Origin of the sequence: Pleionea litopenaei, assembly GCF_031198435.1 — a bacterium.
GTDB classification, from domain to species: Bacteria; Pseudomonadota; Gammaproteobacteria; order Enterobacterales; family Kangiellaceae; genus Pleionea; species Pleionea litopenaei.
In genome coordinates this window covers 2,587,700-2,612,459 of the sequence record NZ_CP133548.1, presented here as the reverse complement: position 1 = coordinate 2,612,459, position 24,760 = coordinate 2,587,700, and the positions used below count along the sequence as shown (strand labels likewise).

17 protein-coding genes and 1 riboswitch are annotated in these 24,760 nt (G+C 44.3%); of the genes, 13 read left to right on the top strand and 4 right to left on the bottom strand.

The window, feature by feature from the left end; translation table 11 throughout:
* Nucleotides 1–4: 4 nt before the first annotated feature.
* Both Q9312_RS11725 and gshB read right to left on the bottom strand, forming a co-directional pair.
* On the bottom strand, nucleotides 5–898 hold the full coding sequence (locus Q9312_RS11725; RefSeq protein WP_309201039.1) for an energy transducer TonB: 894 nt from the start codon (nucleotides 896–898) through the stop codon (nucleotides 5–7).
* Nucleotides 899–1,009: 111 nt separating this feature from the next.
* Nucleotides 1,010–1,963, bottom strand: coding sequence for a glutathione synthase (gene gshB / locus Q9312_RS11720; protein WP_309201038.1), 954 nt, complete (start codon nucleotides 1,961–1,963; stop codon nucleotides 1,010–1,012).
* A 316-nt stretch (nucleotides 1,964–2,279) separates the two neighbouring features.
* Here gshB and pilG point away from each other — a divergent pair, with 316 nt between their 5' ends.
* From pilG to Q9312_RS11680, 8 genes are all read left to right on the top strand, one after another.
* The gene (gene pilG / locus Q9312_RS11715; RefSeq protein ID WP_309201037.1) at nucleotides 2,280–2,678 is read left to right on the top strand and encodes a twitching motility response regulator PilG; all 399 of its coding nucleotides are present in this window, start codon (nucleotides 2,280–2,282) and stop codon (nucleotides 2,676–2,678) included.
* A gap of 49 nt (nucleotides 2,679–2,727) precedes the next feature.
* A complete protein-coding gene (gene pilH, locus Q9312_RS11710) occupies nucleotides 2,728–3,093 on the top strand; it encodes a twitching motility response regulator PilH (RefSeq protein ID WP_144392326.1) in 366 nt (121 codons plus the stop codon).
* 46 nt (nucleotides 3,094–3,139) lie between these two features.
* Nucleotides 3,140–3,682 (top strand): chemotaxis protein CheW, encoded by a 543-nt coding sequence (locus tag Q9312_RS11705; RefSeq protein WP_309201036.1) that lies wholly within the window; start codon nucleotides 3,140–3,142, stop codon nucleotides 3,680–3,682.
* A gap of 64 nt (nucleotides 3,683–3,746) precedes the next feature.
* Nucleotides 3,747–5,816 carry a methyl-accepting chemotaxis protein gene (locus tag Q9312_RS11700; RefSeq protein ID WP_309201035.1) on the top strand — a complete coding sequence of 690 codons (2,070 nt, stop codon included), beginning with the start codon at nucleotides 3,747–3,749 and terminating at the stop codon, nucleotides 5,814–5,816.
* 23 nt (nucleotides 5,817–5,839) lie between these two features.
* Nucleotides 5,840–6,718 (top strand): CheR family methyltransferase, encoded by an 879-nt coding sequence (locus Q9312_RS11695; protein ID WP_309201034.1) that lies wholly within the window; start codon nucleotides 5,840–5,842, stop codon nucleotides 6,716–6,718.
* 23 nt (nucleotides 6,719–6,741) lie between these two features.
* Entirely contained in the window at nucleotides 6,742–13,539 is a 6,798-nt protein-coding gene (locus Q9312_RS11690) for an Hpt domain-containing protein (RefSeq protein WP_309201033.1), read from the top strand.
* Nucleotides 13,539–16,673 carry a chemotaxis protein CheB gene (locus Q9312_RS11685; RefSeq protein ID WP_309201032.1) on the top strand — a complete coding sequence of 1,045 codons (3,135 nt, stop codon included), beginning with the start codon at nucleotides 13,539–13,541 and terminating at the stop codon, nucleotides 16,671–16,673. The genes Q9312_RS11690 and Q9312_RS11685 overlap by 1 nt, the downstream gene beginning before the upstream one ends.
* A gap of 43 nt (nucleotides 16,674–16,716) precedes the next feature.
* The gene (locus tag Q9312_RS11680; protein WP_309201031.1) at nucleotides 16,717–17,178 is read left to right on the top strand and encodes a chemotaxis protein CheW; all 462 of its coding nucleotides are present in this window, start codon (nucleotides 16,717–16,719) and stop codon (nucleotides 17,176–17,178) included.
* Between the two features lie 66 nt (nucleotides 17,179–17,244).
* On the opposite strand, the gene Q9312_RS11675 is transcribed toward Q9312_RS11680, so the two are convergent.
* Nucleotides 17,245–17,817 carry a thioredoxin family protein gene (locus Q9312_RS11675; protein WP_309201030.1) on the bottom strand — a complete coding sequence of 191 codons (573 nt, stop codon included), beginning with the start codon at nucleotides 17,815–17,817 and terminating at the stop codon, nucleotides 17,245–17,247.
* 403 nt (nucleotides 17,818–18,220) lie between these two features.
* Between Q9312_RS11675 and metK the strand changes: the two genes are divergently transcribed.
* The 4 genes from metK (at nucleotide 18,221) to Q9312_RS11655 (ending at nucleotide 21,926) form a co-directional block, all read left to right on the top strand.
* Nucleotides 18,221–19,381 carry a methionine adenosyltransferase gene (gene metK / locus Q9312_RS11670; RefSeq protein ID WP_309201029.1) on the top strand — a complete coding sequence of 387 codons (1,161 nt, stop codon included), beginning with the start codon at nucleotides 18,221–18,223 and terminating at the stop codon, nucleotides 19,379–19,381.
* 26 nt (nucleotides 19,382–19,407) lie between these two features.
* Nucleotides 19,408–19,489: riboswitch (S-adenosyl-L-homocysteine riboswitch) on the top strand.
* An 18-nt stretch (nucleotides 19,490–19,507) separates the two neighbouring features.
* Nucleotides 19,508–20,914: an adenosylhomocysteinase gene (gene ahcY / locus Q9312_RS11665; protein WP_309201028.1), complete on the top strand. Its 1,407-nt coding sequence runs from the start codon at nucleotides 19,508–19,510 to the stop codon at nucleotides 20,912–20,914.
* A gap of 111 nt (nucleotides 20,915–21,025) precedes the next feature.
* On the top strand, nucleotides 21,026–21,505 hold the full coding sequence (locus tag Q9312_RS11660) for a hypothetical protein (protein WP_309201027.1): 480 nt from the start codon (nucleotides 21,026–21,028) through the stop codon (nucleotides 21,503–21,505).
* A gap of 4 nt (nucleotides 21,506–21,509) precedes the next feature.
* Nucleotides 21,510–21,926 carry a hypothetical protein gene (locus Q9312_RS11655; RefSeq protein ID WP_309201026.1) on the top strand — a complete coding sequence of 139 codons (417 nt, stop codon included), beginning with the start codon at nucleotides 21,510–21,512 and terminating at the stop codon, nucleotides 21,924–21,926.
* Between the two features lie 214 nt (nucleotides 21,927–22,140).
* Here Q9312_RS11655 and Q9312_RS11650 read toward each other — a convergent pair whose 3' ends face one another.
* Nucleotides 22,141–23,124, bottom strand: coding sequence for a transposase (locus tag Q9312_RS11650; RefSeq protein ID WP_309201025.1), 984 nt, complete (start codon nucleotides 23,122–23,124; stop codon nucleotides 22,141–22,143).
* 463 nt (nucleotides 23,125–23,587) lie between these two features.
* Between Q9312_RS11650 and Q9312_RS11645 the strand changes: the two genes are divergently transcribed.
* Nucleotides 23,588–24,571 (top strand): BsuPI-related putative proteinase inhibitor, encoded by a 984-nt coding sequence (locus tag Q9312_RS11645; protein ID WP_309201024.1) that lies wholly within the window; start codon nucleotides 23,588–23,590, stop codon nucleotides 24,569–24,571.
* The last annotated feature ends 189 nt before the right edge of the window (nucleotides 24,572–24,760 follow it).

Below are 24,760 nucleotides of genomic sequence, written 5' to 3'. Positions count from 1 at the left end.
TGGTTTAGCGCGTTGAGACCACATCCCCAGGTTGAAACTGCCATAAACGAACAATCTCCAAAACGTCCGTATCTTTTCGAATGGATTCATCAAACGGTGCAAATGGCGCGGCTTGTCGAACAATTTGAATGGCCGCTTGGTCTAACACTTGATGGCCAGAACTATTCATCACTGTAATATCTCGAATGGTTCCGTCGGCGTTCACAGCAACTTTTAGGATCAACTCACCGTAGATCTTCTTTTGCTTGGCCAATTGTGGGTAATTTTGGTTACCGACCTCTTCGATTTTTCGACGCCAAGTATCAAGATACAGAGCGTCGCTCGAGCGATGAATGGCGGCTGATACTTGTCTTTTTCGTACATTTTTCGACGCCAGCTGATGTTGTTGGTCGAGCTGAGCATTTAAGCCCGATAGCTCATAGCTTTTTTGAATTAAGGTGGCGGTGTCGAGTAACGGTTGTTCCGATTGTTCTGGGGCATCGACTTGCGTCTCTAAAAAGACTTTATTGTCGGCGACACCCGTCAGAACCTCTGGGGTCGGTTGCTGCTGTTCTTGAATGCTTGATTGGGCCGCTGAAATAGACGCTTGTTTGGTTGGATCTGGCATTTTGGCCAACTCCGTTGTTGTAGGGCTTTGTAATAACTCCTCTTGCCCACCACCCTCTTGATTATCTTGGCCAATAAAATCGGCTTTTTCTGGTTTTTCAACGGCATGGTACTGCGCCAACACGACTTGCATCACCGGAGACGCTGGTTGGCTTTTTTCATCGGGCAGGCTAAAGACAATGCCGAGAAATAACATGGCATGAAAGGCGACAGCAATGACGGTAGCAAAAGTCAGCCGGTCTGACTCGCGAATTTCTGGTCCTTGCTGTTTGATTAAACCGTTTTCTATCATATAACGTTCTACTTCTTCGTTAATGTCATGAACTTATTTAGCGTCTGTTTATACTGCCACAGACTTTGCTGCCATAGTTTCTGCTACTCATAGTGCAAGTTGTTGTCAGCGTTACCGTTCGGCCAATGTCGTTTCTAGTGTATCCCAAAGCTTACCTGCAATATTGGTTTGATAAGCCGCATCAATTTCTCGAATACAGGTCGGGCTGGTTACATTAATTTCTGTTAAATGCCCACCAATGATGTCTAATCCAACAAAATATAAACCGCGACGCATTAATTCTGGCCCAAGCATTGTAGCGATTTCGCGCTCTTTTTCAGTGATTGGCATCGCAACCCCGCTGCCGCCAGCAGCGAGATTACCACGAGTTTCACCTTTTGCCGGAATTCGAGCCAAGGTATAGGGAATCGGCTCTCCCCCGACAACCAGCACACGTTTATCGCCTTCACTGATTTGTGGGATAAACTTTTGCGCCATCGCTAAATGTTGACCATGCCCAGTCAGCGTTTCGATGATTACATTGGTGTTTGGATCATCGGCTTTTACGCGAAAAATCGACGCCCCGCCCATTCCATCAAGCGGTTTTAAAATGACATCTTGGTGCTGATTTACGAAGTCTTTTATGGCTTTCGACTGGCTCGCAACCAAGGTCGTTGGGCAGACTTCTGGAAACCATGCGGTAAATAGTTTTTCGTTACAGTCGCGTAAACTAGCGGGTCGGTTCACCACCAAGCAACCATCTATTTCGGCTCGTTCTAAAACATAGGTCGCATAGACAAAGTCCATATTGAATGGCGGATCTTTACGCATCAGTATTACGTCTAAGTCGGCTAAGTCAATTTCTTCGGCTTCACCAAGTTCAAACCATCGCTCTGCATCGTCAAAAACCTCTAACGGCTGACATAGTGCAAAAGGTTTACCGTCTCGAAGCATTAAATTTTGCATTTCGATATAAAAAAGTGAATGTTTACGGGCTTTTGCCTCCAGAAGCATGGCAAAAGTGCTATCTTTCTTTATATTGATCGCAGAAATGGGATCCATGACAACGCCAACGGTATTAGGCATGATTAAACTCCAGCTTCGATATGAGTTTCCGCGTGCCTTTTGGCAGCGATAAACTTACAATGGTTGTTGGTAGATATCGGCAAGCAGTATATCGTTCAGTGGGTTCATTCTCTAGTGAGTTTTTATCATACCAAAATTAATGGATTTTACTTTAGCTTTGTTAGCTAACTTCTTCTATATTAAGTAAAATCATAGTGGATCAATGCATACACTTATGGTAAAAACAGAATCACAGTAGGTGAACAGTTGGTTATATATCTCAATTAATGATATAAGTGGGTGCCATAAACAATTGGCTGCCCATGAGGGTATGTGAATGGATAATTCCTTCGAAGGCTTAAAAGCAATGGTGATCGACGACAGTAAAACGATCCGTCGCACCGCAGAAACATTACTTAAAAAAGTAGGTTGCGAAGTGGTCACCGCAACAGATGGTTTTGATGCTTTAGCAAAAATTGCGGACCATAAGCCTGATATTATCTTTGTCGATATTATGATGCCGCGTCTCGACGGCTACCAAACCTGTGCTTTAATTAAGAACAACAAAGCTTTTCAATCAACGCCTGTGATTATGTTATCGAGTAAAGACGGGCTATTTGATAAGGCGAAAGGTAGAATAGTCGGGTCAGACCAATATTTGACAAAACCGTTTAGTCGAGATGAGTTGCTCAATGCAATTCGCTCACATGTTAGTGGTGCTAAGCAATCTGCTTAGTATCTTGTAAAGAATTAACACAGTTCCTGAAGTAAGAGGGGGATTTTTCATGGCTCGCGTATTAATCGTAGACGACTCGCCTACAGAAACGCATGTTCTCAGTAGTATTTTAGATAAGCACGGTCACGAGGTATTGACCGCTGAAAATGGCGAGGCTGGTATCGAAGTCGCGAAAGCAGAGAAACCCGACTTAGTCTTAATGGACGTGGTGATGCCTGGTCTCAATGGCTTTCAAGCGACACGCCATCTTAAGAAGGATCCAGAAACCTCTAACATTCCAGTCATCATTGTTACGACAAAAGATCAAGAAACTGACAAGATTTGGGGTATGCGTCAAGGCGCAAAAGATTACCTAACGAAGCCGGTTCAAGAAAGTAATTTGATGAAAGTAATCAACTCAGTACTAGAGGGTTAGTTTGAGTTGCATCAGTCATAGTTTTGTGAAAGGTTAAAAACATAGAATGGTTGAAGCTACACACAATCTCGCGTTTGAAATTCTTGCTGATATCGAACAGCGCAGTTATGGCGGCGCTTCAGCTGTTCCGCGTTCAGAACAATCGGGTCGATTCTGGACGGGCGTGGGCTTTCGACTCAACGAAAGCCGTTACGTTGCACCACTCAAAGAAGTGGCAGAAATTCTTCGTATGCCTCAATTCACGAAAGTCCCTGGCGCACGTTCGTGGGTCAAAGGGGTAGCAAATATTCGGGGTACTTTGCTTCCTATCATGGATCTGCATGGCTATTTGGGCCGCAAGGTACCATCGTCAATGCGACAACAACGAGTGTTGGTGATTAACCACAATGGTATCAACTCCGGGATTGTTGTCGATGAAGTCTTAGGCTTACAGCATTTTGAGGATAGTGAGCGAATTGCTAATGTCGATGATGACGACGCAATCTTGCCGTATTTGTCGGGACGCTTCGAACGAGGTGACGACGAATGGCGCGTATTCAGTCCTTATGCGCTGGCCGAGCACCCGGATTTTATGAAGGTGGCGCTGTAAAAGCTCGCAGTTAAATCGCAGTTCAGTTTAACAATTTTTAAAGTACGTAGTTGGGAATCAAACTATGAATGCACCAGTAAAAGACAAAAATCAAGAAGGTGGGAGTTCCACCCGGTTAGTCATTTGGCTTCTCGGGTTGTTCCTGATTTTAACCATTGTGAACCTGTATCAGGGTTACCGTACTGGCAATAACGTGCAAAGCTGGTCGGAAAAAGCTGAGGATCTGCGGGTATTCTCGCAGCAGGTTGCAAAAAATGCTTCGGAGGCATCGAGTGGTAACGTCGACGCGTTCGTTCAGCTGAAGTCTGCGGTTGACCAGTTCGACTTTCTAATTCGACAATTAGAGAGTGAACAAGGTGATAACCCACTGACAAAAATTGCTGCGACTCCGAGCTACATTTCAAATCAAGAATTCCAAACGCTGAAAAATACTTGGGATCAAGTGAATGCAGATGCCGATAAAATTCTTTCGTCAGAAGAAACGGTAACAACCCTCTATGACATTCAGTCAGAGTTGTCTGCAACGGTTCCGCAAATGCAGTTCTTGTACAATACCGTAAACGATATATTGCTAGATTCTGGTGCATCTGGCGAACAAACGTTTTATGCAACTCGACAGCTTCTCTTCGCAGAACGGATTATTCGAAGCTTCCAAAAAGTTTTACAAGGCGGTGAAGATGCGGCAATCGCAGCAGAGAACTTCGGTCAAGACGTTGAAACCTTTGGTAGCGTATTAGACGGAATGTTAAATGGTGATGCCATGCTCGGCATCAATCGAGTGAACAACGCTGAAGCTCGAGCCGCGCTCGACGAAATTTCGATTTTGTTCCAAGGCGTAAAAGACCGAGTTGAATATGTAATTAGAAACACGGACGCGTTATTTACTGTACAACAAGCGTCGGCTCGAATATTTGACCGCTCGAATAAACTGCTTGAGCAATCTAAAACATTGGCTGACGCCTATCGTCTACACGGCGACCGATTGGATATCACCAGTGGTCATTATTGGTTCTCTATTGGTGGCGGTGCGTTAGTCCTTATCTTCTTATTATTGTTAGGTTTGCAAATTCGTCGCGCGGATAAAGTGCAAGAACAGCAAGTTCGTGGACAGGCCGACAGAGAAAGAGAACAAAATGAAAGAAACCAGCAAGCTATCATTCGACTTCTGGATGAAATGGAAGGTCTGGCAGATGGTGACTTAACAGCCAACGCAACGGTAACCGAAGACTTCACGGGTGCGATAGCGGATGCGATGAACTATACCATTGACCAACTGCGTTCATTGGTATCGACCATCAACGAATCGGTTTCGCGACTATCGGGTGCGACGGAAGAAACGCAAGGCATTTCGAACGAATTGGCACAAGCGTCGAAAAACCAGGCACAAGAAATTACTGGAGCTTCTGCGGCAATCAACGAAATGGCAGTGTCGATTGAACAGGTATCTGCCAACGCCGCTGAATCTACCCAGGTTGCGGAAAAGTCGGTTGATATCGCTAAGAAAGGTTCCGAAGTTGTACGTAATACGATTCGCGGGATGGACACGATTCGTGAGCAAATACAAGAAACATCAAAGCGGATTAAACGTCTGGGTGAATCATCGCAAGAAATCGGCGACATCGTATCTCTGATCAACGACATCTCTGAACAAACAAACATTCTGGCACTTAACGCGGCAATCCAGGCATCGATGGCTGGTGAAGCGGGTCGTGGTTTCGCGGTTGTTGCGGACGAGGTACAGCGACTGGCAGAACGTTCTGGTAACGCGACCAAGCAGATTGAAGCACTGGTTAAAACGATCCAGACCGATACTAACGAAGCGGTAATCTCGATGGAAGCGTCTACCTCTGAGGTGGTGCGCGGAGCTCGCTTAGCACAAGACGCGGGTGTTGCTCTGGAAGAAATCGAGCGAGTATCGTCTAGTTTGGCGGAATTAATCCAAAACATATCCAACGCAGCACGCCAACAAGCGGCATCTGCGGGCCATGTATCGAATACGATGAACGTCATCCAGGAAATCACGAATCAGACGTTGCAAGGTACATTAAACACAGCAAGCAGCATCGGTAAGCTGGCTGAACTGGCTGACGAATTAAGTGGTTCTGTTGCTGGTTTCAAGCTACCGAACTATTAATCAACGAATAGCTAACGACGATTATGGCTGCCTTCGAACAATTGCCAGAGATGAACTCAGAAGAGTTCTATCGCTGGCAACAATTGTTAGAACAAAGAACCGGTGTGTGGTTATCAGAAAACAGAAAGTCGTTTTTGGTGACTAACCTAGCACAACGGATGCGCGAACGCGGCTTTGATCGTTATCAAGATTATTTTGACAGTCTCGACTCAGGCGTCGGATCGGCACTTGAATGGGCTAACTTAATTGATTTACTCACGGTTCACGAAACACGGTTTTTCCGTGACCAAGCTTCAATGGATTTGGTCAGAAATCATGTTGAAAAACTGATTTCTAAAGCGACTGCGGTCGAAAGTGGCGAGCCGGTGAATGCACAGGTGTGGAGCGTCGGCTGCTCGACCGGTGAAGAAGTTTACAGTCTAGCGATGGTATTAAGTGAAGTGAATACGTCTGCGTTAGACAAGCAAGGACGAAATTTTTACTTCGGTCTGACTGGCGTTGACATTAGTTTTCCTGCTTTGGCTCAAGCCCGAGAAGGCATCTATCATCAACGGAAGCTATTGAGCGTACCAGCAATCATGCTTGAAGAGTACTTCGATAGTTTGGCCGATGGTTATTATCAAGTGAAGAATCAATTAAGACACAGAACATGTTTTGTGCAAGCGAACGTTCAAGAGTTAGAGTCCGCACCAAAGCAGCTGTATGACGTTATTTACTGTCAGAATGTACTTATTTACTTCCAAAATGCACGACGTGAAGAAATCGTTAAGCAGTTTGTGAATCGACTTGCACCAGGTGGGTTACTTATTTTGGGGCCGGGTGAATTAAATAATTTATCACACCCGCTAATTGAAAAAGTTTCCACCAAACACTGCCAAGCTTATTTACGCGCTGGCGGTTAAAGTAGAAGTAAGACGGAGCAGGCATGGCCGATACCAATGAACAATTAGCATTAAGCTGGGTCCGCAAAGAGATCAATAAATCTTTGGATCAAGCCCGTCAAGGTTTGGAAGCGTTTGCAGAAAACGATAGTGACGTAACGCAAATTCGTTTTTGCATCAGTTGTCTTCATCAAGTCCGTGGGACACTTCAAATGTTGGAGTTTCACGGTGCCTCGTTATTTGCTGAAGAAATGGAGCATTTAGCAGAAGCCATTGCCGAAGGTAAGTTTGTCGCTCGTGATAAAGCGTTAGAAGTATTGATGGCAAGTATGTTGCAACTTCCTTCTTACTTAGATCGAGTTCAAGAAGGTCGCCGTGATCTACCGGTTATCTTGCTTCCTTTATTAAACGAATTACGTGGCTCTCGTGGAGCAAAACCGGTGTCTGAAAGCGCCATTTTTGCGCCACAAATCGCGGGTATTGAGCCTCCGTCTGCCTCTGCCGGCAAAAAACAAGTGGATGCTGGTAAGTTTGGCGATCTCGCGAAGAAGTTTCGAACGCATTATCAAAAAGGTTTATTGGGCGTTATTAAAGGACAGAACATTAAAGAAGGCATTCAACGAATGCACAAAGTTCTGGAGAAACTTGAAGAAGAAACGTCAGGACACCCGGTGGCTCACTTATGGTGGGTGGCCGACGGATTTTTGTTTTCAATCATCGAAAAAGGTCAGTTTAAAGACCCGACAGTACATGCGTTGCTCGGTCGAATTGATCGTCACATTAAACGCTTGGCAGACCTAGGCGCCGATGCTTTAAACGATACTATTCCAGATGATTTACTAAAAAATCTTCTCTACTACGTGGCCAAGGCCGAGTCGCAGAATGAAAAAGTGTTGCGACTTAAAGAGAAGTTCAATCTCGCATCGTCGCTACTTTCTGACTCTGAAGTTGAAGAAGAACGTCGTCGATTACAAGGTCCTGATGCCGGTGCAATTGAAACCGTTGTCAGTGCGATCAATGATGATCTTATCAACGTCAAAGATACGTTGGACTTATTTGTTCGAGGAACCAATAAGACACCTGACAAAATTCGCGAATTGATTCCTAGTTTACAAAAAATTACCGATACCCTTGGCATCTTGGGTCTCGGTATTCCTCGTGACGTTATCAAACAGCAAATTACCACATTATCGAAAGTCGCCGATGCAGGCGAAAACATTTCAGATGCCGTGGTAATGGATGTCGCCGGTGCCCTGCTGTTTGTTGAAGCGAATTTGGCCAATATCAAGAGCCAAGAGCTTGGTCAAAACGAAGAAAGCACTCCAGAAGAATTGGCTGCGAAACAAGATCAAGCCGCTTCAGAAGCACAACTTGATGATGCAAAACTGCATTTATTAAAAGCCAGCCGTGGCAATTTGCAGAAAGCGAAAGAAAAAATCGTCGACTTTATTGCTTCGTCGTTCGATTTCTCATTAGTGGCAGACGTTCCTGTATTGTTAACTGAAATTCAAGGTGGTCTACAAATCGTAGGATTTAACGATGCCTCAGATCTGCTTAACAAAGCTCACGAATATGTAGAAAAGCGTTTGATTCATGAGAAGCATAAGCCTGAAGAACAGGTTATGGACGCGCTTGCTGACATCATTACCACGGTTGAATATTGTTTAGAAAATTACGGTGAAATTGGATCTAAAGCATTCGACTCGGTTATTGGCGCTGCTCAAGAAAGCCAACAAATTCTTGAGGCCGACCTTGCCAAAGCCAAACCGATTCCTCAACAGCCGAAAGAAGCTCCCGTTGAACCTACTCCACAAAGAGAGGTACAACAATCGGTTACCACTGAAACGCCAGCTCCGACCGACGCTCCTGTTAAAGCTCCGGTTGAATACTCTAGTTCTCAATCTTCAGCTGAAAAAGCCTATGATGAAAGTTTAATTGATGACGACGTTCTTGAAATCTTCTTAGAAGAAGCCGAAGAAGAGTTGGCGAGCATTAATGAATTGTTCCCACTGTTGCAAGAAAATCATGACGATGAAGAATCGCTGACTACCATTCGACGCTCATTCCATACTTTGAAAGGTAGCGGTCGATTGGTTGGCGCTAGTTTAGCCGGTGAGCTTGCATGGTCGATTGAGAATATGCTCAATCGAGTGATGGATGATTCAATAAAATTGAACAATGATGTTTTTGCAGTAATGCGCGACGCCATTGATTTTATGCCGAAACTTATCGACGCTTTTTCTAAGAATCAAATTCCTAGTGAAACTCCAGATCAAATTATGGCGCGCGCTCATGCGATTGCCAAAGGAGAAACGTACACTCCTCCGGCAGCAGCACCCGAGCAAACTACGGTTGACGAAGCTGTGGTCGACGAAGTTACGGTTGAAGAACCCGCGACCATAGAGCCCGAACTTGTCGATGAGCCTATCGTTGCAGAAGACTCAATGGCTCTTGAAGACACGGCAACTGACGATTTACAAATTGAAGAAGAGTCATCAGAAGAATTCGCAGTAGAGTCTGCAGAAGAACCATCAAGTGAATTGCCAAGCTTGAGTTTAGATGATGAGCCTAGCTTTGATTCTGAAGATGAAATTTCTCTTGAGTTGCCCGAAGAAGCAATTACTCTCGAAGAAAGCGTGCAGCAAGATGATGAAGATGGAATGGAGTTATCATTCGATGATTCCCTTGATGCTGCTGACGATGTTGAAACGACTTCCGGTGGAATGACGCTAGAAGATGATTCATCTGAAACTCTTGAATTTGAATCTGAGCCTGAAGCATTTGAGTTTACGGATAGTGAGTTAACGCTCGACACAGGCGATGAGTTAGAAAGTACGCAAGCCGAAGAGCCTAGCGAAAGTGACGAAGTCGAATTAACCATTGACGAGCTTCCTGAATCACTAGAACCGGTTGGCGTTGATGATGTTTTAGAAATTAGCGAAAGTTTAGATGCCGACGAAGAGATCCCGACGCTAGAGATGAGCGAAGATCTTTCGGTTGATGAGAGTGCTGATTTAGAAGAATACTCAATCGGCGAAGCGACCAGTCAATCGGTTCGTTCAAATATCGATCCGGTGCTGTTAGAAATTTTTGTTAATGAGGCTGAAGGTCATTTAGAAGTTATCGACGATTGCGTCGAAAATTGGAAGCCAGAACATCGAGATTTTGCTTCAGATGAACTGCTGCGTGCAATGCATACTTTGAAAGGCAGTGCGCACATGGCAGAGGTCACTGAAGTAGCCGACTTAGCTGCACCTCTAGAGTCCATTGTAAAAGAATATAAACAAAGAAATATTCCATTAACCGATCAGTTTAAATCTGATATGGCTTTGGCTCGAGATTACCTACATAAATGCATTTCGGCACTTAAGTCGAACCAACACTATTTGGGTGATGAGAAAACCGGACTGGCTGAGTCATTTGAAGAGCAAAGAAAACAGCTTATTCAACTTCTGGGCGAGACCGAAAGTAGTAATGTCGCGACCGTTAATCGAGATCCTGAGTTATTAGCTATATTCTTGGCTGAAGGCATGGACATTGTTTCTGAAGCGCAAGAATTGCTAACTCATTGGCAGCAAAAAGGCTCGTTAGAAGCGCAACATAACCTACAAGCAGAAATGCATACGCTAAAACGCGGTGCGAATATGGCGATGCTTGATGAAGTTGAGCAAATAGCAAGCGCTTTAGAAAGTTATGTTTCAAAACCGGATCAAGCGACCTTGGATGAAGGTTTCTATCAATTAGGAAATCGCGCTTTAGATTGCGTATTAGAGTTATTGAATACGGCTGCTGTCGAGCATCAACTTCCTGATCCTTCCGATCTTATTGCGGAATTAAAACAGTGGCACCAAAAACATGCTACGCCGGTTATTACTCCTAAGGCTGTTGAAGCAGAGCCTGAAGGTGTATCAGAAACAATTCTTCCCGAAGACGTTCATCAAGCTGAAGATGAAATTGACGATGAATTACTTGAGTTCTTCTTAGAAGAAGCCGATGAGCTGATTGAAGAAATTGAAGCGAATCTTGAGTCGTGGAAGTCAGATCTTGGCGATCTGTTGCCAGTTAATAATTTGCAGCGTAACTTGCATACCTTTAAAGGTAGTGCACGTATGGCTGGGGTTATGAATTTAGGTAACATTGCCCACGCTCTAGAAGATTTATACGAAGCCATTGGCAGTGCGCACATTGATGTTAATCCACATCATATTGAATTTTCATTCACGGTATTGGATTACTTCCGCAACGTTATTGAGCAACTAAGAGAAGATGGTCAGTACGATTACAATCAAGATCTCCTAGATGACATTAAGAAACTTGTTGCGGGTGAGCAGCTTGATTCAGCGACTGAATCTGAAGAGATCAGTGAAACGCTCGAGACCGAACAAGACGTTGAAACAGAGATCGCTCCAGCGGTCGAAGAAGTGGCAGAACACGTTAGTGAGCCGGTTGAAGCGGAAGTTCAGCATGTTGAGCTGGACGAAGACGGCGAAGAAGTTCTAGAGATTTACTTAGAAGAAGCCGCTGAAATTCTACAGAATATGGACGAAGCGCTGCAGGTGTGGAGTAAAGAGCCTGAGAATAAAAGCTCGATCGAAACACTTCAGCGAAGTCTGCATACACTGAAAGGTGGCGCTCGCTTATCCGACTTAACTGCATTGGGCGACTTAACCCACGAGCTCGAAACCTTCTTTGAAAAAGTGTCGGCCGGTCAAATAAAAGCCAACGACGAGCATATTCGTTTCGTTATGCGCGGGTACGATGTGATTCATCATTTAGTTGATGAAGTTGGTGCATCGCGAATGCTAACGACACCAACGGCGTACATGACAGAATTGATGCAGGTCATCAAAGGCAAGCCTGCTGCGCCGATTCAAGTGGCCAAGCCGACTGAAGCGAAAGTCGATACACCGAAGGCGAGCGAAGCCAAGCCCGCCTCTCCTGCTAAGGCGGCTGAAGTTGTACCTTTCGAGAAGAAGAAAGCGGAAGACAAAGAAGCCTCAGTTGATGCAGGTGCGCGGCGTAGTAAACAACAAGAAGTTGTTCGTATTGCAGCGGATCAATTAGAAAGTCTGGTGAACCTCTCGGGTGAAACATCGATTTTCCGAGCACGTCTTGAGCAGCAAATCTCGTTGCTTCGATACAACCTCGATGAGATGAATCAAGCCCTTGATCGATTGAAAGACCAGCTTCGAAATATGGAAATCGAAACAGACGCTCAGATTGAATATCGTCGAGAAGTCGCCGGTGTCGATTATGAAGAGTTCGATCCATTAGAGTTTGACCGTTATACCCGACAGCAAGAACTGACGCGGAGTCTTGGTGAGTCAGCAGCGGATATCGCGAGTTTGAAAGAGTCACTCGATAATCTTGCCTCTGACTCTGAAACCCTATTGTTGCAACAGGGCCGAGTAAATACCGAAATGTCGGAGCGGTTGATGCGAACGCGCATGGTACCCTTCGACAGTTTGGTTCCTCGATTACGTCGTATCGTCCGCCAAATCGGAAACGAATTAGGCAAAGCCGTTGACCTATCCATCGCGGCTGAAGGCGAGATGGACCGTACTGTACTTGAACGAATGATCGCTCCAATCGAACATATGCTCCGTAACGCGATGGACCATGGTATTGAGAGTACAGAAGAACGTCAACAAGCCGGGAAATCTGAAACGGGTAAAGTTAGAATCCGCTTGTATCGAGAAGGATCTGAAATTTACATTGAGATCCAAGATGATGGCCGTGGTTTAAATATCGATGCCATTCGCAACAAAGCACTTGAGCGAGGGTTGATCACTCAAAACTCAGAGCTTAGTGATCATGAGTTGCAACAGATGATTTTTGAAGCGGGATTCTCTACGGCTCAAAAGGTTACCCAAATATCTGGACGTGGTGTCGGAATGGACGTCGTGTCGAGCGAAATTAAGCAGATGGGTGGTGTTGTAGAGATCAACTCGGAGCGCGGAAAAGGCGCGACATTCACCGTTAAATTACCGTTTACTGTATCGGTTAACCAAGCGTTAATGATTTCAGTCGGCGACGATGTGTTTGCTGTGCCTTTAACTAACATTGAAGGTATCGTTCGAGTCAGTCCGTACGAAATTCAAGAATACTATGATAACCCAGATGCTCGCTTTGAGTACGCAGGCATGTCTTATCACATGCGCTATATGGGTAATCTGCTCGACCATAATGTCAAAGCCGATCTTGAAGGTGTAAGCAAGCCATTACCTGTCTTACTACTACACGGTGCAGAACACCCGACGGCAGTACAAGTCGATGAACTCATGGGTTCTCGTGAGATCGTTGTAAAATCGGTTGGCCAGCAATTAAGTTTATTAAGCGGCTTGTCAGGCGCAACCATTCTTGGGGATGGTCGTGTTGTATTGATTTTAGACGTGCCAGCATTGACTCGACGCGCCGACGCAACCATTACCGCAGATATGGAGAGCGACGATACGTCTTACGAAGATCGCGTTCCAACAGTTATGGTGGTGGATGACTCGATTACGGTACGAAAAGTTACCCAGCGTTTATTGCAGCGACATGACTACGAAGTCGTATTGGCTAAAGACGGTGTTGATGCCCTGAATGTGCTGTCTGACACCAAACCTGATGTTATGTTGCTGGATATCGAAATGCCTCGAATGGACGGTTTCGAATTAGCGACCATTATTCGACACGATGACAAGTTGAAAGAACTTCCAATTATCATGATCACCTCTCGAACTGGTGAAAAACACAGAGAGCGTGCTGAGTCGATAGGCGTTAATCGATACATGGGTAAACCTTATAACGAAGTGGATCTATTACAAACAATAGAGTCTTTATTACCCGGTAAGCAGTAATGACAAGCAAGGACAGGTTATCTATAGGATTGATCTCATCGGGAGGCGATGAAACGGATCAATACGTACAGTTATTGAAACAACACTCGGTTGCGATTGCTGAGCAATTACAGCCGAGCGACATCTCGCTGGATCATATCAGCGATGATTCTTTGAATGTATGGCTCCTTGACATTGAAGACGAAGACTGGACTGACTCACTTGATGATCTGTTAGATCAGTCTCGTGTGCCGGTGTTTTTCTATGAGCGAGGCTCTTTGGCTAAGCAAAGCCACCCAGACTTTTGGGTGGAAAAGCAAATTGAGCGCTTGTTTGAAATGGCTGGCCTTGAGTATCAACAAGAAGAGCCAGAGAGTGAGTCGTCATTAGAACACCCTGCTCATGAGACTGTTGAAAATCAAGCGGAACATTCAGATACATCGGAGATTCATACTCCGTTACCTACCGAAGAGACGGAAGCATCGGTTTCTCGATTAGAACAAGCAACCGAAGATTTAAGTTCAACACTTCTAGATTTTGCCAAAGATGTTCCGGCCGACCAGATGGATTCTTTAACCGATCCCATTGAGTCAATCGCGGATGAACTTGCTGACTCTTTTGACAATTTTGAGAGTGAACTGGATAGCTTTCATCAAGAAAAAGCGGATGATCAAGAATCGAGCACAAGCGATTCATTTGAGATTGCCGATGAAGCAGAACTTGAACATTTAGCTGAAGATTCAAAACCACAGACACAAACAACGGATGCGTTCGGCGGTAATGAGACTTCGGAAGAGAATAGCTTAAGCGACGACCTCGACTTTGATTTTGAACGAGCACCGAGCGAAAGCGAGCATCTATCGAATGAAAACGACCATGGCTCGAATGAAAACGAATATGGCTCGAATGAAAAAGACCATCCTTTTAGCAACACAGCATCGAGCAACACTGAAGAATCCGTGAATGAATTGTCTTTGGATGATGATTCAGATTTCCAAATGTCCAGTTTCGATGATTCTAATTTAAATGATTCTAGTTTAAATGATCCTAATTTAAATGAATCTGACCACCAAGAATCTATTACCGACGATCTGAGTCTCGAAGACAACAGCTTTGATCTATCAGACGGTTCAGATGGCATGTCGTCAGGTGGATTGGAGATAGAGAACATTGATTTTGAGAGCGATGAGTTAGAAACAGGTGACTTTGAACTAGATGACTCAGCAGCGGATGATATTCCTAAACAAGATTCGGCAAGTCATGACTTAGAGTCGCATGATCTTGAATTCACTGAGTCTGAAAGTAGTGAAACGGAAGCTACTGACTCTGAATCTACTGATCTAGAAAACTGGTCCAATGACTCATCTATCTCGGCAGAGACAAAAGACGACGACAGTGAAGCATTATCTTTCGACGCGTCAGAGCCGCAAGAAAAGTCAGAGATGACCATGGAATTTGGCTTCGCAGATGATGAGCTACAACCATCTGCGTTTGATGATCCCGAGCCTGATGACTCAGATCTTGATTGGGACGCGAGCGATTTAGGTGACTTTGACTTTGACGATTCAACAAGTGACGTAAGCGCCGACGATAATACGACTTTCTCGGATAACAACGATGAATTATCCAGCTTGTCTAATGAGCAATCGAATGAAGATCTTTCTTTTGAAATCGATGACGAAGAAAATCTAACCTCAGAACACCTAACCACAGAACACGATAACCAAGACGAATTATACACAGGCGATACTGGTGCTGAAGACTCGTTAGTGGTCAGCGATCAAGAAGTTAACTTAGAGTTTGATCTTGAGTTCAGTGATGAATCGTCGGATGAAAGTGGTGAACGTTCATCGACCACGAATCAGGACGAGCAATCGAATACCAGCGAAGATGATTTAGATTGGACGTTGGATGAATTATTAGACGAAGAGTCTGACCTAGACAGTAACAGTGCTGATGTTGCACCGGCAGACGATCATTCAATCAGCTTAGAAGACCCTTCGAGTGGAGCTGATGATATTTTGGATGGCGGCATTGAGTTCGAAGCGCCTGACCTAGACAGCTTATCGGATTCTTTTGACTTAGAAGAGTTACCCTCTGCTGAACAACAGGAAACAACGCAGCACGCAACAACACGGGAAACGCCAACACAGCAAACAACACCCAATGACTCGCCGCTTGAGTTAGAGTCGGTTGAGCCTGAAACGGCGTCTGAAAACGAGTTGGAATGGTCGGCTGACGACCTGGATTTTTCAGATGACGACACCACGTCTTCTAGCAATAGTTCCGTCAATAGTCCGGTCGATGAGGCGTTTCCAAGAGAATTACCTGCGGAACTTTCGGATGAATTTTCTGGAGACGATTTTGATCTTGATTTCAGCGAGCAAGAATTTGAGCCCGTTGAGAGCGCGTCAAACCAAGAGCAGTCGCTAAGTTCTCATACAGACAGCGAACAAGGTGCGGAGTTTGACGACCAAATAGATATCCCCTTGCTTGACGACACTGCGATTGACATGCAATTCGAAGCCGTGGAGTCTGATGAGCCAAAGGAACCAGAAAAGCCCTCAGGCCCGCAGCAAAATCTTTGGGTGCTTGGGGCATCTCTTGGTGGTCCTGCCGCGGTAAAGCGTTTTTTACAAGCGGTACCTGGCAGCATCGATACAGCGTTTGTGTTAGCTCAGCACATTGATGAGAACTTCTTGCCGGTTCTCAGCAACATTTTAGATACGCAAACAGCGTTTAGAGCAACCATCATTGAAACGAAAACGAAAATTGAGTCTGGCAAAATTTATATTGCACCCATCGGCTCGCAAGTCGTGTTCGATAACGAAGGTTATGTTGATGTGTTAGATAAGGCATGGACACCGCCCTACGCTCCATGTATTGACGATGTGGTCGTGGCAGCGGCCAGCATCTACCGAGAGCGTTGCGGGGTGATTATCTTTAGCGGAATGGGAGATGACGGAAGCACTGGGATTGAGCAAGTACAGGCAAACAACATCACCGTTTGGACCCAATCGAGTGATACCTGTGCAAACGCCAGTATGCCGGAGTCTGTGGTTAACAAGAATTTATCTCAATACTCAGGTGGACCAGAGCAATTAGCAGCTCAGTTATCTGAGCACCTACAAGAACAAAAGGCGATGCGAGCCTGACATAGGTTATACTGAGCTTTGATATAAGCGACGGGAGAAGAGTGTGGAAAATAAAATCGCTGAAGTTTACAGTCTGATGATACCTATCATCGACCAAAGTATTTTGCTTCCTAACGTAACGGTGGCTGAAATAGTGCCGTTCGGTGATGTCGCTTACCAGAAAGAAGGCGCAGATTGGTTTATTGGCACATTGCACTGGCACGGAATAAAAGTTCCGATGATTTCTTTGGACATTTTAAACGGCGGTGAAGACCCACAAGCCAATAAACGCTCACGGGTGGCGGTGGTTCATACGATTAACGGTGACGAAGAAATGCCGTATATTGCGATCATCGTGCAAGGTATACCACGACTTACTCACGTGACTGAGCCATCCATATCGATGGTTGAGTCGGACTCTTTAGGGGTTGCTGATAAGGCTAAAGTGCAAATAGGAACAATTCAGGCAACCATTCCCGATCTCGACAAATTAGAAGCACTGATAAAAGAAGAGCTCGCGGCTTAATCGCTTGCCGCCGCTTTCAATTAAAAGCCGCTGTGCCAAACGATCTAAGTTCGAAAAGGCGGCACCTTAAGCGTCGAGTTCAACTTGACGCCTAGCATTTCCACCCTTGATCTTGCATCCGACGCTGGCTATTTGTTCTAACGGCCCTTGACCAGTAAGCGCAATTTGATGCATCGCCTGCATTAATTCACTTTGCTCAATGGGTTCATCTTTTTTCAACCCCAAACGACCTCGATACTGCAGTTCCATCAATGCATTAAACCCAAAAAATTCTGGAGTGGTCTCGGCACCAAAGGCTTTCGCCATAATTTGTTTATCATCTACTAAGTAGGGAAAAGCGAAGTTGAATTCACGAGTCAGTGCGCGCATGTAGGGGAGAGAGTCGTCTGGGCTAATCGCCGGATCGTTTGAGTTGATAGCGATCATACCAATGCCCATCGCCTTAAGTTGGTTGGCTACGGCATTAAGCTGCCCACGAATGGGCTTTACATAAGGGCAGTCGTTGGCAATGAACGCAACGACCAGACCCATAGCGCCACGACTGGCGGCTAAGTTCCATTGGTTGCCGTCAACTCCTGTTAGACTGAAATCGGGAGCTGTCCAACCAACTCTGGCTGGAAAGTTCAAACGTTGATTCACTGCTTACCCTCAAAGCTGTAATCTATGATTTTTGTACTATTGTAATGGCTTTTCGGTCAGAGCATAGAAAAAATTACAATTAAATTAATGAGTTGTGAGATTTGTCGGGGTATTGCGCTTTGTCGATTAGAAACGCTTGCCCTTACTGAAAAGCATGGTAGTTTACTAGAACGTGAAAAGGGCGTTAAAAAAGATGAAAATCTCGTCGAATCGCAGTAAAATTGCGCCCATTTGGCAGTCTAGCAGTCTGTGAAGCTGGCTCTTATGGCATAAAGTAAGTCATAAGTTGCCTAGACAGATAAAAAGTTAGTCTGCATGGTCAGTTTCTGTCGTATACAGTCTCTGTTCTTTTGGAATAGAAACGATTAGTGAGAAACGAATTTTTAAAGAGGTAATACGCCCAATGGCTGAATACACAATTTTCACATCTGAGTCGGTTTCTGAAGGTCACCCAGATAAAATGGCGGATCAAATTTCAGACGCAATCTTAGATGCAATCATCGCTGATGATCCGAATGCTCGAGTAGCGGTAGAGACTATGGTCAAAACCGGAATGGCTGTCATCGCGGGTGAAGTACGCACGTCTACTTATGTTGATCTTGAAGATGTCGTGCGTGACGTCATTACAGAGATTGGTTACAACAGCTCTGACGTAGGCTTCGATGGTGCAAGTTGTGCGGTACTTAATGCCATTGGTAAACAGTCTGCTGACATCGCAATGGGTGTTGATGAAGGCGATAACAAAGACTTAGGAGCTGGTGACCAGGGGTTAATGTTCGGTTACGCAACCAATGAGACGTCTGTTCTGATGCCTGCGCCTATTCATTACTCACATCGACTAGTCGAGCGTCAAGCAGAAGTACGCAAAAATGGTACGCTCCCTTGGCTTCGTCCTGATGCAAAGTCACAAATCACCATGCGCTACGAAAACGGCAAGCCCGTCGCAGTAGAAGCGGTCGTATTATCGACTCAACATGACCCTGAAGTGTCTCAAGAAACCATTCAAGAAGCGGTGATGGAGCATATTATAAAGCCAGTTATCCCGGAAGAGTGGCTACATGCGGATACCAAATATCATATTAATCCAACCGGCCAATTTATTATTGGTGGCCCAGTGGGAGACTGCGGTTTAACCGGTCGTAAAATTATAGTGGATACTTACGGTGGTATGGCGCGTCACGGTGGCGGTGCTTTCTCTGGAAAGGATCCGTCAAAAGTGGATCGTTCGGCAGCTTATGCCGGTCGCTATGTGGCGAAAAACATTGTCGCTGCTGGATTAGCTGATCGTTGTGAAATTCAAGTTTCTTACGCGATTGGTGTCGCTGAACCAACCTCTATTTCAATCAATACCTTCGGCACGCACAAGGTTGATGAAGCTAAAATCGCCGAGTTGGTTCGAGAGCATTTTGATTTACGTCCTCAAGGTATCATCGATATGTTGGATCTACGTCGTCCGATTTATCGTAAAACAGCAGCATACGGCCACTTTGGTCGTGAAGATAAAGACTTCACTTGGGAAAAAACCGACAAAGCGGATGCACTTCGTGCCGCAGCCGGCTTATAACTGAGTTATAATACCTTTCTTTAAATCCAGCTGAGGGGCGCTGCAGCGGAACCTTTCTGTCACGCTCAGCTGGATCATCATGTTTAATTGCAAGGGCGCCCATTCGAAAAGAATGGAGAGACATTTATGTCGAATGCTGATTTCAACGATTACATCATTAAAGATATTTCCGAAGCTGACTTTGGTCGCAAAGAAATTCGTATAGCCGAAACTGAAATGCCTGGCTTGATGGCTATGCGCGAAGAGTTTGGTGCCGAGAAACCATTGAAAGGTGCTCGAATTGCGGGTTCACTGCACATGACCATTCAAACGGCTGTGTTGATTGAGACGCTCGTTGAGTTAGGTGCTGAAGTGCGTTGGGCTAGCTGTAACATCTACTCTACCCAAGATCATGCCGCTGCGGCAATCGCCGCTGCAAAAGTACCGGTATTTGCTTACAAAGGTGAAACTTTAGAAGAATACTGGGACTACACACACCGAATCTTAGATTTCGGAAATGGCGAAACCGCTAACATGATTTTAGATGATGGTGGCGACGCTACCCTGGCCGTTGTTTTAGGTCAAAAAGCCGCGAAAGATTTATCGCTTCTTGATAACCCGGGCTCTGAAGAAGAGACTTTCTTGTTTGCTGCGATTAAAAAGAAGTTGAAAGAAGATCCTGAATTCTATGATCGCTGTGCGACGAATATTCAAGGGGTTACCGAAGAGACGACCACTGGTGTGAATCGTTTGTATCAAATGCAAAAAAATGGCGGACTGCCATTTGCTGCCATCAATGTGAATGACTCTGTAACCAAGTCTAAATTTGATAATTTGTATGGTTGTCGTGAGAGTTTGCTCGATGGTATTAAACGAGCAACCGACGTTATGATTGCTGGAAAAATCGCAGTGGTAGCGGGTTACGGTGACGTGGGTAAAGGGTGTGCGCAATCTTTGTCAGCTCAAGGTGCGACCGTCTTTGTGACCGAAATCGATCCTATCTGTGCATTACAGGCGACCATGGAAGGCTATCGAGTCGTTACCATGGAAGACGTTGTTGGCATGACCGATATTTTCGTGACCACCACCGGTAACTTCAATGTGATTCGAGAAGAACACATGAAAGCTATGAAAGACCAAGCCATTGTTTGTAACATCGGTCACTTTGATAATGAAATTGATGTTGCTTCACTTAAAAAGTATGAGTGGGAAAACATCAAACCACAAGTTGATCATGTCATTTTCCCCGATGGTAAACGCATCATCTTATTAGCCGAAGGTCGCTTGGTTAACCTAGGTTGTGCGACAGGTCATCCTTCGTTTGTTATGTCAGCATCATTCACTAACCAAGTGATTGCACAGATTGAATTGTGGAAAAATGGTGACAACTATCAGAAAGAAGTTTACGTATTACCGAAACATCTTGATGAAAAAGTGGCTCGCTTACACTTACAGAAAATCGGTGCTAACTTAACGGAACTTTCGAAAGAACAAGCTGATTACATTGGCGTTCCAGTTGAAGGTCCTTATAAACCAGATCACTACCGTTACTAAGAAAGAATGGTATTCAACATTAAAAGCCCGCTATAGCGGGCTTTTTTATGCTCAATTGTGTAAGCTTGATACTTTTCATCTAAGCGTTCTCGAGATTAGGTCAGTACTAAAATGAAAAGATTATTAATGGCGTTGCCGCCAATCGTACTTATCTTCTTAATAATTCTTTGGCCGGCTTTCAAAAAATCCAAGTCGACTACAGACGACATTCAAACGAATTCGGTTACTCAGTCAAGCAAGAATTTGAGTAACAACCCCTCATCTTCACTTACCAAGAGTGATAGTGCTAATACGGAAGTGAATCAGCAAAAAGTTGATGATCGCACCTCTAACACACAGAGAAATAGCACTAGCGTAGTAGAAGCCGAATCTTCCTGTATTCCTTATAACGATTTTGTGAAATCTGGGCTAGCTGAACAAGTACAAAATTGGTACGCAAGTTGGGGAGCGCCTCGGTTTGAATTGTCTGGAGAGATTGATCAGGTTGGACACATTTATGCTGAGTACAGTAATCAATCACTTAGCGAACTGGCGCGTAACGGTGATCGAGATGCCATGTATGCACTTGGGGTGAATAAAGTGTGGCGATGAGTTAATGCGTTTTCCTAATATTTCAGAAGACTACGATGAGTCACTTCTATTAGAAGCGAGAGAATATTTATTTAGCTCTGCTGTTTTAGGCAATGTTTATGCTTTTGCAGATTTATCATTTTCTTACTCCTATCAAAGAAAGGCGGAAGAACTGAAAGGTAATAACGAGCGACTCAACGAGATTGACCAACTCGCATTAGCTTATACGCAAATGCCCGCTAAACTAATGCCCGAAATTGATGAATTCTTCTTTCAAGGCCCTAAGCTTACTGAAGAAGGGCATCAGCAAGCTCAGCTGATGACCGAAAACCTTTTGCAAAAATTCAATCAGCAACGACAAACACTCGGACTAGGAAAATTTCAACCACCGCTTAAATCTGATTATTTCGACGAGTTTACGGTTTGTGATGAATCGAATTAAACTAAAATTAAACTAGGACATCCAACTCTCTCAAATTAAACAGGGACATCCATTACTTAAGAAAGAAAACTAACTTCATAGCGGTTTTCTCTTTTTCTATCGGTTAAATAAAATAGCAGGGTTAGGTTATAGTTTAACTAGGAAGGCGATAAAAATATTGTGAGACATAGGGATACTCAGTCGCTTCGTCTAGCGACCTTTTTAAAATCCTAATTTAACTCGAATAAAGTCTATTGCTAATACCAACGCCTTTAATGAATCGTTGGTCTAAACTATCCAACAAATGAGTCAATGCAGAGGGCGAGCCGACGGCTCTTAGACCTGCAATGTTGTCGTCTCGCTGCATTAACTCAAGAAATCCATCAGGCTCTAGGTTGAGTCTTTCAAGTACCGGTGGGAGGTCACTCGGAATGTATCCTCGTTTATCACATCGAATAGCTTGCCCACTGTAATCGACCAGCTCTAAATAATCGGCTTCAGTTACGTTAAACCCGTGTCGATGCGACTTATTGCTTGATTGAGTGAGCTTCATCAGCTTTACGTTGCGCGAACTTGAGTCCTTATCTTTATTTCGAACTCTTTGTTTTACCGAGGTGTAATCCGAGTCTTCAGGTGTACTGGCTAGATTGGCTCTGATAGGATTTAAGTCGACATAAGCCATGGCTGTCACCACCGCTGCTTCATCGAGTAACGCTTGTGACTTAAAGCGTCCTTCCCAGAATCGTCCTGTGCATTGGTCCTCTATATTTGCCTTACGCGCTAAATACTCGTTCAAACAGCGCATAAACCAAGAGATATCGGTAAGTCGTTGTCGCCACTCCGTGATGAGCTCTTGAGCCATTTGAGTGAGAGCCGGGGAGGCATTGCCTTTTAAGTATCGGTTCACAATCAACGGGATTTTGTACAGTCGTTTCCAACGGCGGATGACGTTTGTTTCGGACCATTGTTCGGCTTTTTCAATATCAACTCGTAGAACCAGATGGTAGTGATTCGACATGACCGCGTAGCTGGCCACATCAATGGCAAAGGTATCAGCCAGCAATGATAATCGCTCAACTACCCAATCTTTACGATGCTCATAGTTCTTGCCTGAAAAAGCATCTTCGCCACACAAGAAGGCGCGCCTTACGCATCGAGCAATGCAGTGGTAATAGCTGGTTTGGTTTAAATCAATGAGTGTTTTTCGAGGTTGCGTCATAAGCGATGTCCTTATCGTTAATGTCGGCCTTTCACCCTAATGAGATGTTGCTTTCGATTCAATCATGATTTTGCGATGAAGCTGAAAAGATAGATGGGTGTCCTCAGCTCTTCCCTGTTCTCCTATCTTCTATTTGAAAGGATAGATGGATGTCCTCAGTTTTTCTTTCATAACTATTACAAAACGCAAAGCAAAATAATAAGAAAATATAATGACAACTATTGCACTTGTTTTATCGCAATAAATTATGAACTGATTGTTTAGTGCTCGTCATAAAAAGTTCAATTTTTAAAATGTGAGCCAGTTCAAAAAAACTGTAAGCCTTATGTCGTTTGGCTTTGAATGTCATGCATTAGAAAAACTAATTTTAAACCGAAAATTTATTCAATTGTTCATTGTTAAAAAATCACAATAATAATTCGCGAACACCGAGTTCAAACCAATACGAATTTTATGGAGAAAAATGATGAACGCTTTATGTAAGGTTTTATTAACGGGAAGTTTAGTTACCTCAAGCATTATGTCATTCGCGAATGATTTCATGCCGATGCAAATGCAAGACCAAAAAGTATTCAAGCATAATGGTCAAGAAGTAAACGTTGAAGTTGTTGATACCTATGGCAGCAACTGGAAAAAGTTTTCAAACTATTTAGGTCGTAACAGTCAGTGGGTATGGAGTTCAGATTCGAGCCAACAAGTTTATTGGTTTAATGACGATGGTGAGACTCAATTATTGGTCGATTTTTCTGACGAAGTCGGTACCACGTATAACGTTGATATCGATGGTTGTACAACGCAGGCAACTTTGGCAGAAAAGGCCCTTGAAGCATCAACATTAGCAGGAAGCTTTAGCGACAGTATAAAATTGGTTTTTAACGGTAACTGTGCCGATGCAGGTTTAGCTGAAGCGACTTTTGCTCCAGGTGTAGGTTTGGTGTCTTATGCGCAACAAAGTATTATTGGTCCCGTTGTGACTGAGCTAACGAGCGCGAAAATTGCTGGCGTTGTCTTTCCGCAGTTTCAAGGTATTGCTGTCACGACTGATTTTCCAGTTGGACGCGTTTTATCAAATGAACAAGATAAAGTGTCGGCTTACATCACTTTAACCAATCATTCTAGTTCTCCAGAAGTTTTTCGCTTTAACTCTTCACAGACGTTTGAGATAGAAATTCTTAATGCTTATGGTGAAGTTGTGAATAAATGGTCAGCCAACAAACGCTTTACTCAAGCTTTGCAATCGATTGAGCTAGCGGCTGGTGCTTCAAAGCGTTTTGGCGGTGAGCTTACATTGGTAAACTTTAATGGCGAAGCTCTAGATGTGGGTAGCTACACTTTGAAGATTATGGTTATGGGAAGCAATCACCCAGAAGCGAGCGTATTTAGTGCGGTCTCTTTTGGCGCACAAGCCCCTCTATTTATTGACCAGCGAATGAGTATTGCCCAGTAAATTCATTAGAACATTCGGTTGTAATGATTCGCCACTCTGAAAGTCAGAGTGGCGATGATGGTTTGATGTTGGAGTACCCTATTAAAATCGCAATTTCAAATCTCAGTAAGAAAGTGTATAATCCTTGACCGACGTAAGGTTCAATGACGAACCTCAGTAGTATCTGATTAAGAGAAATCAGAATGACGT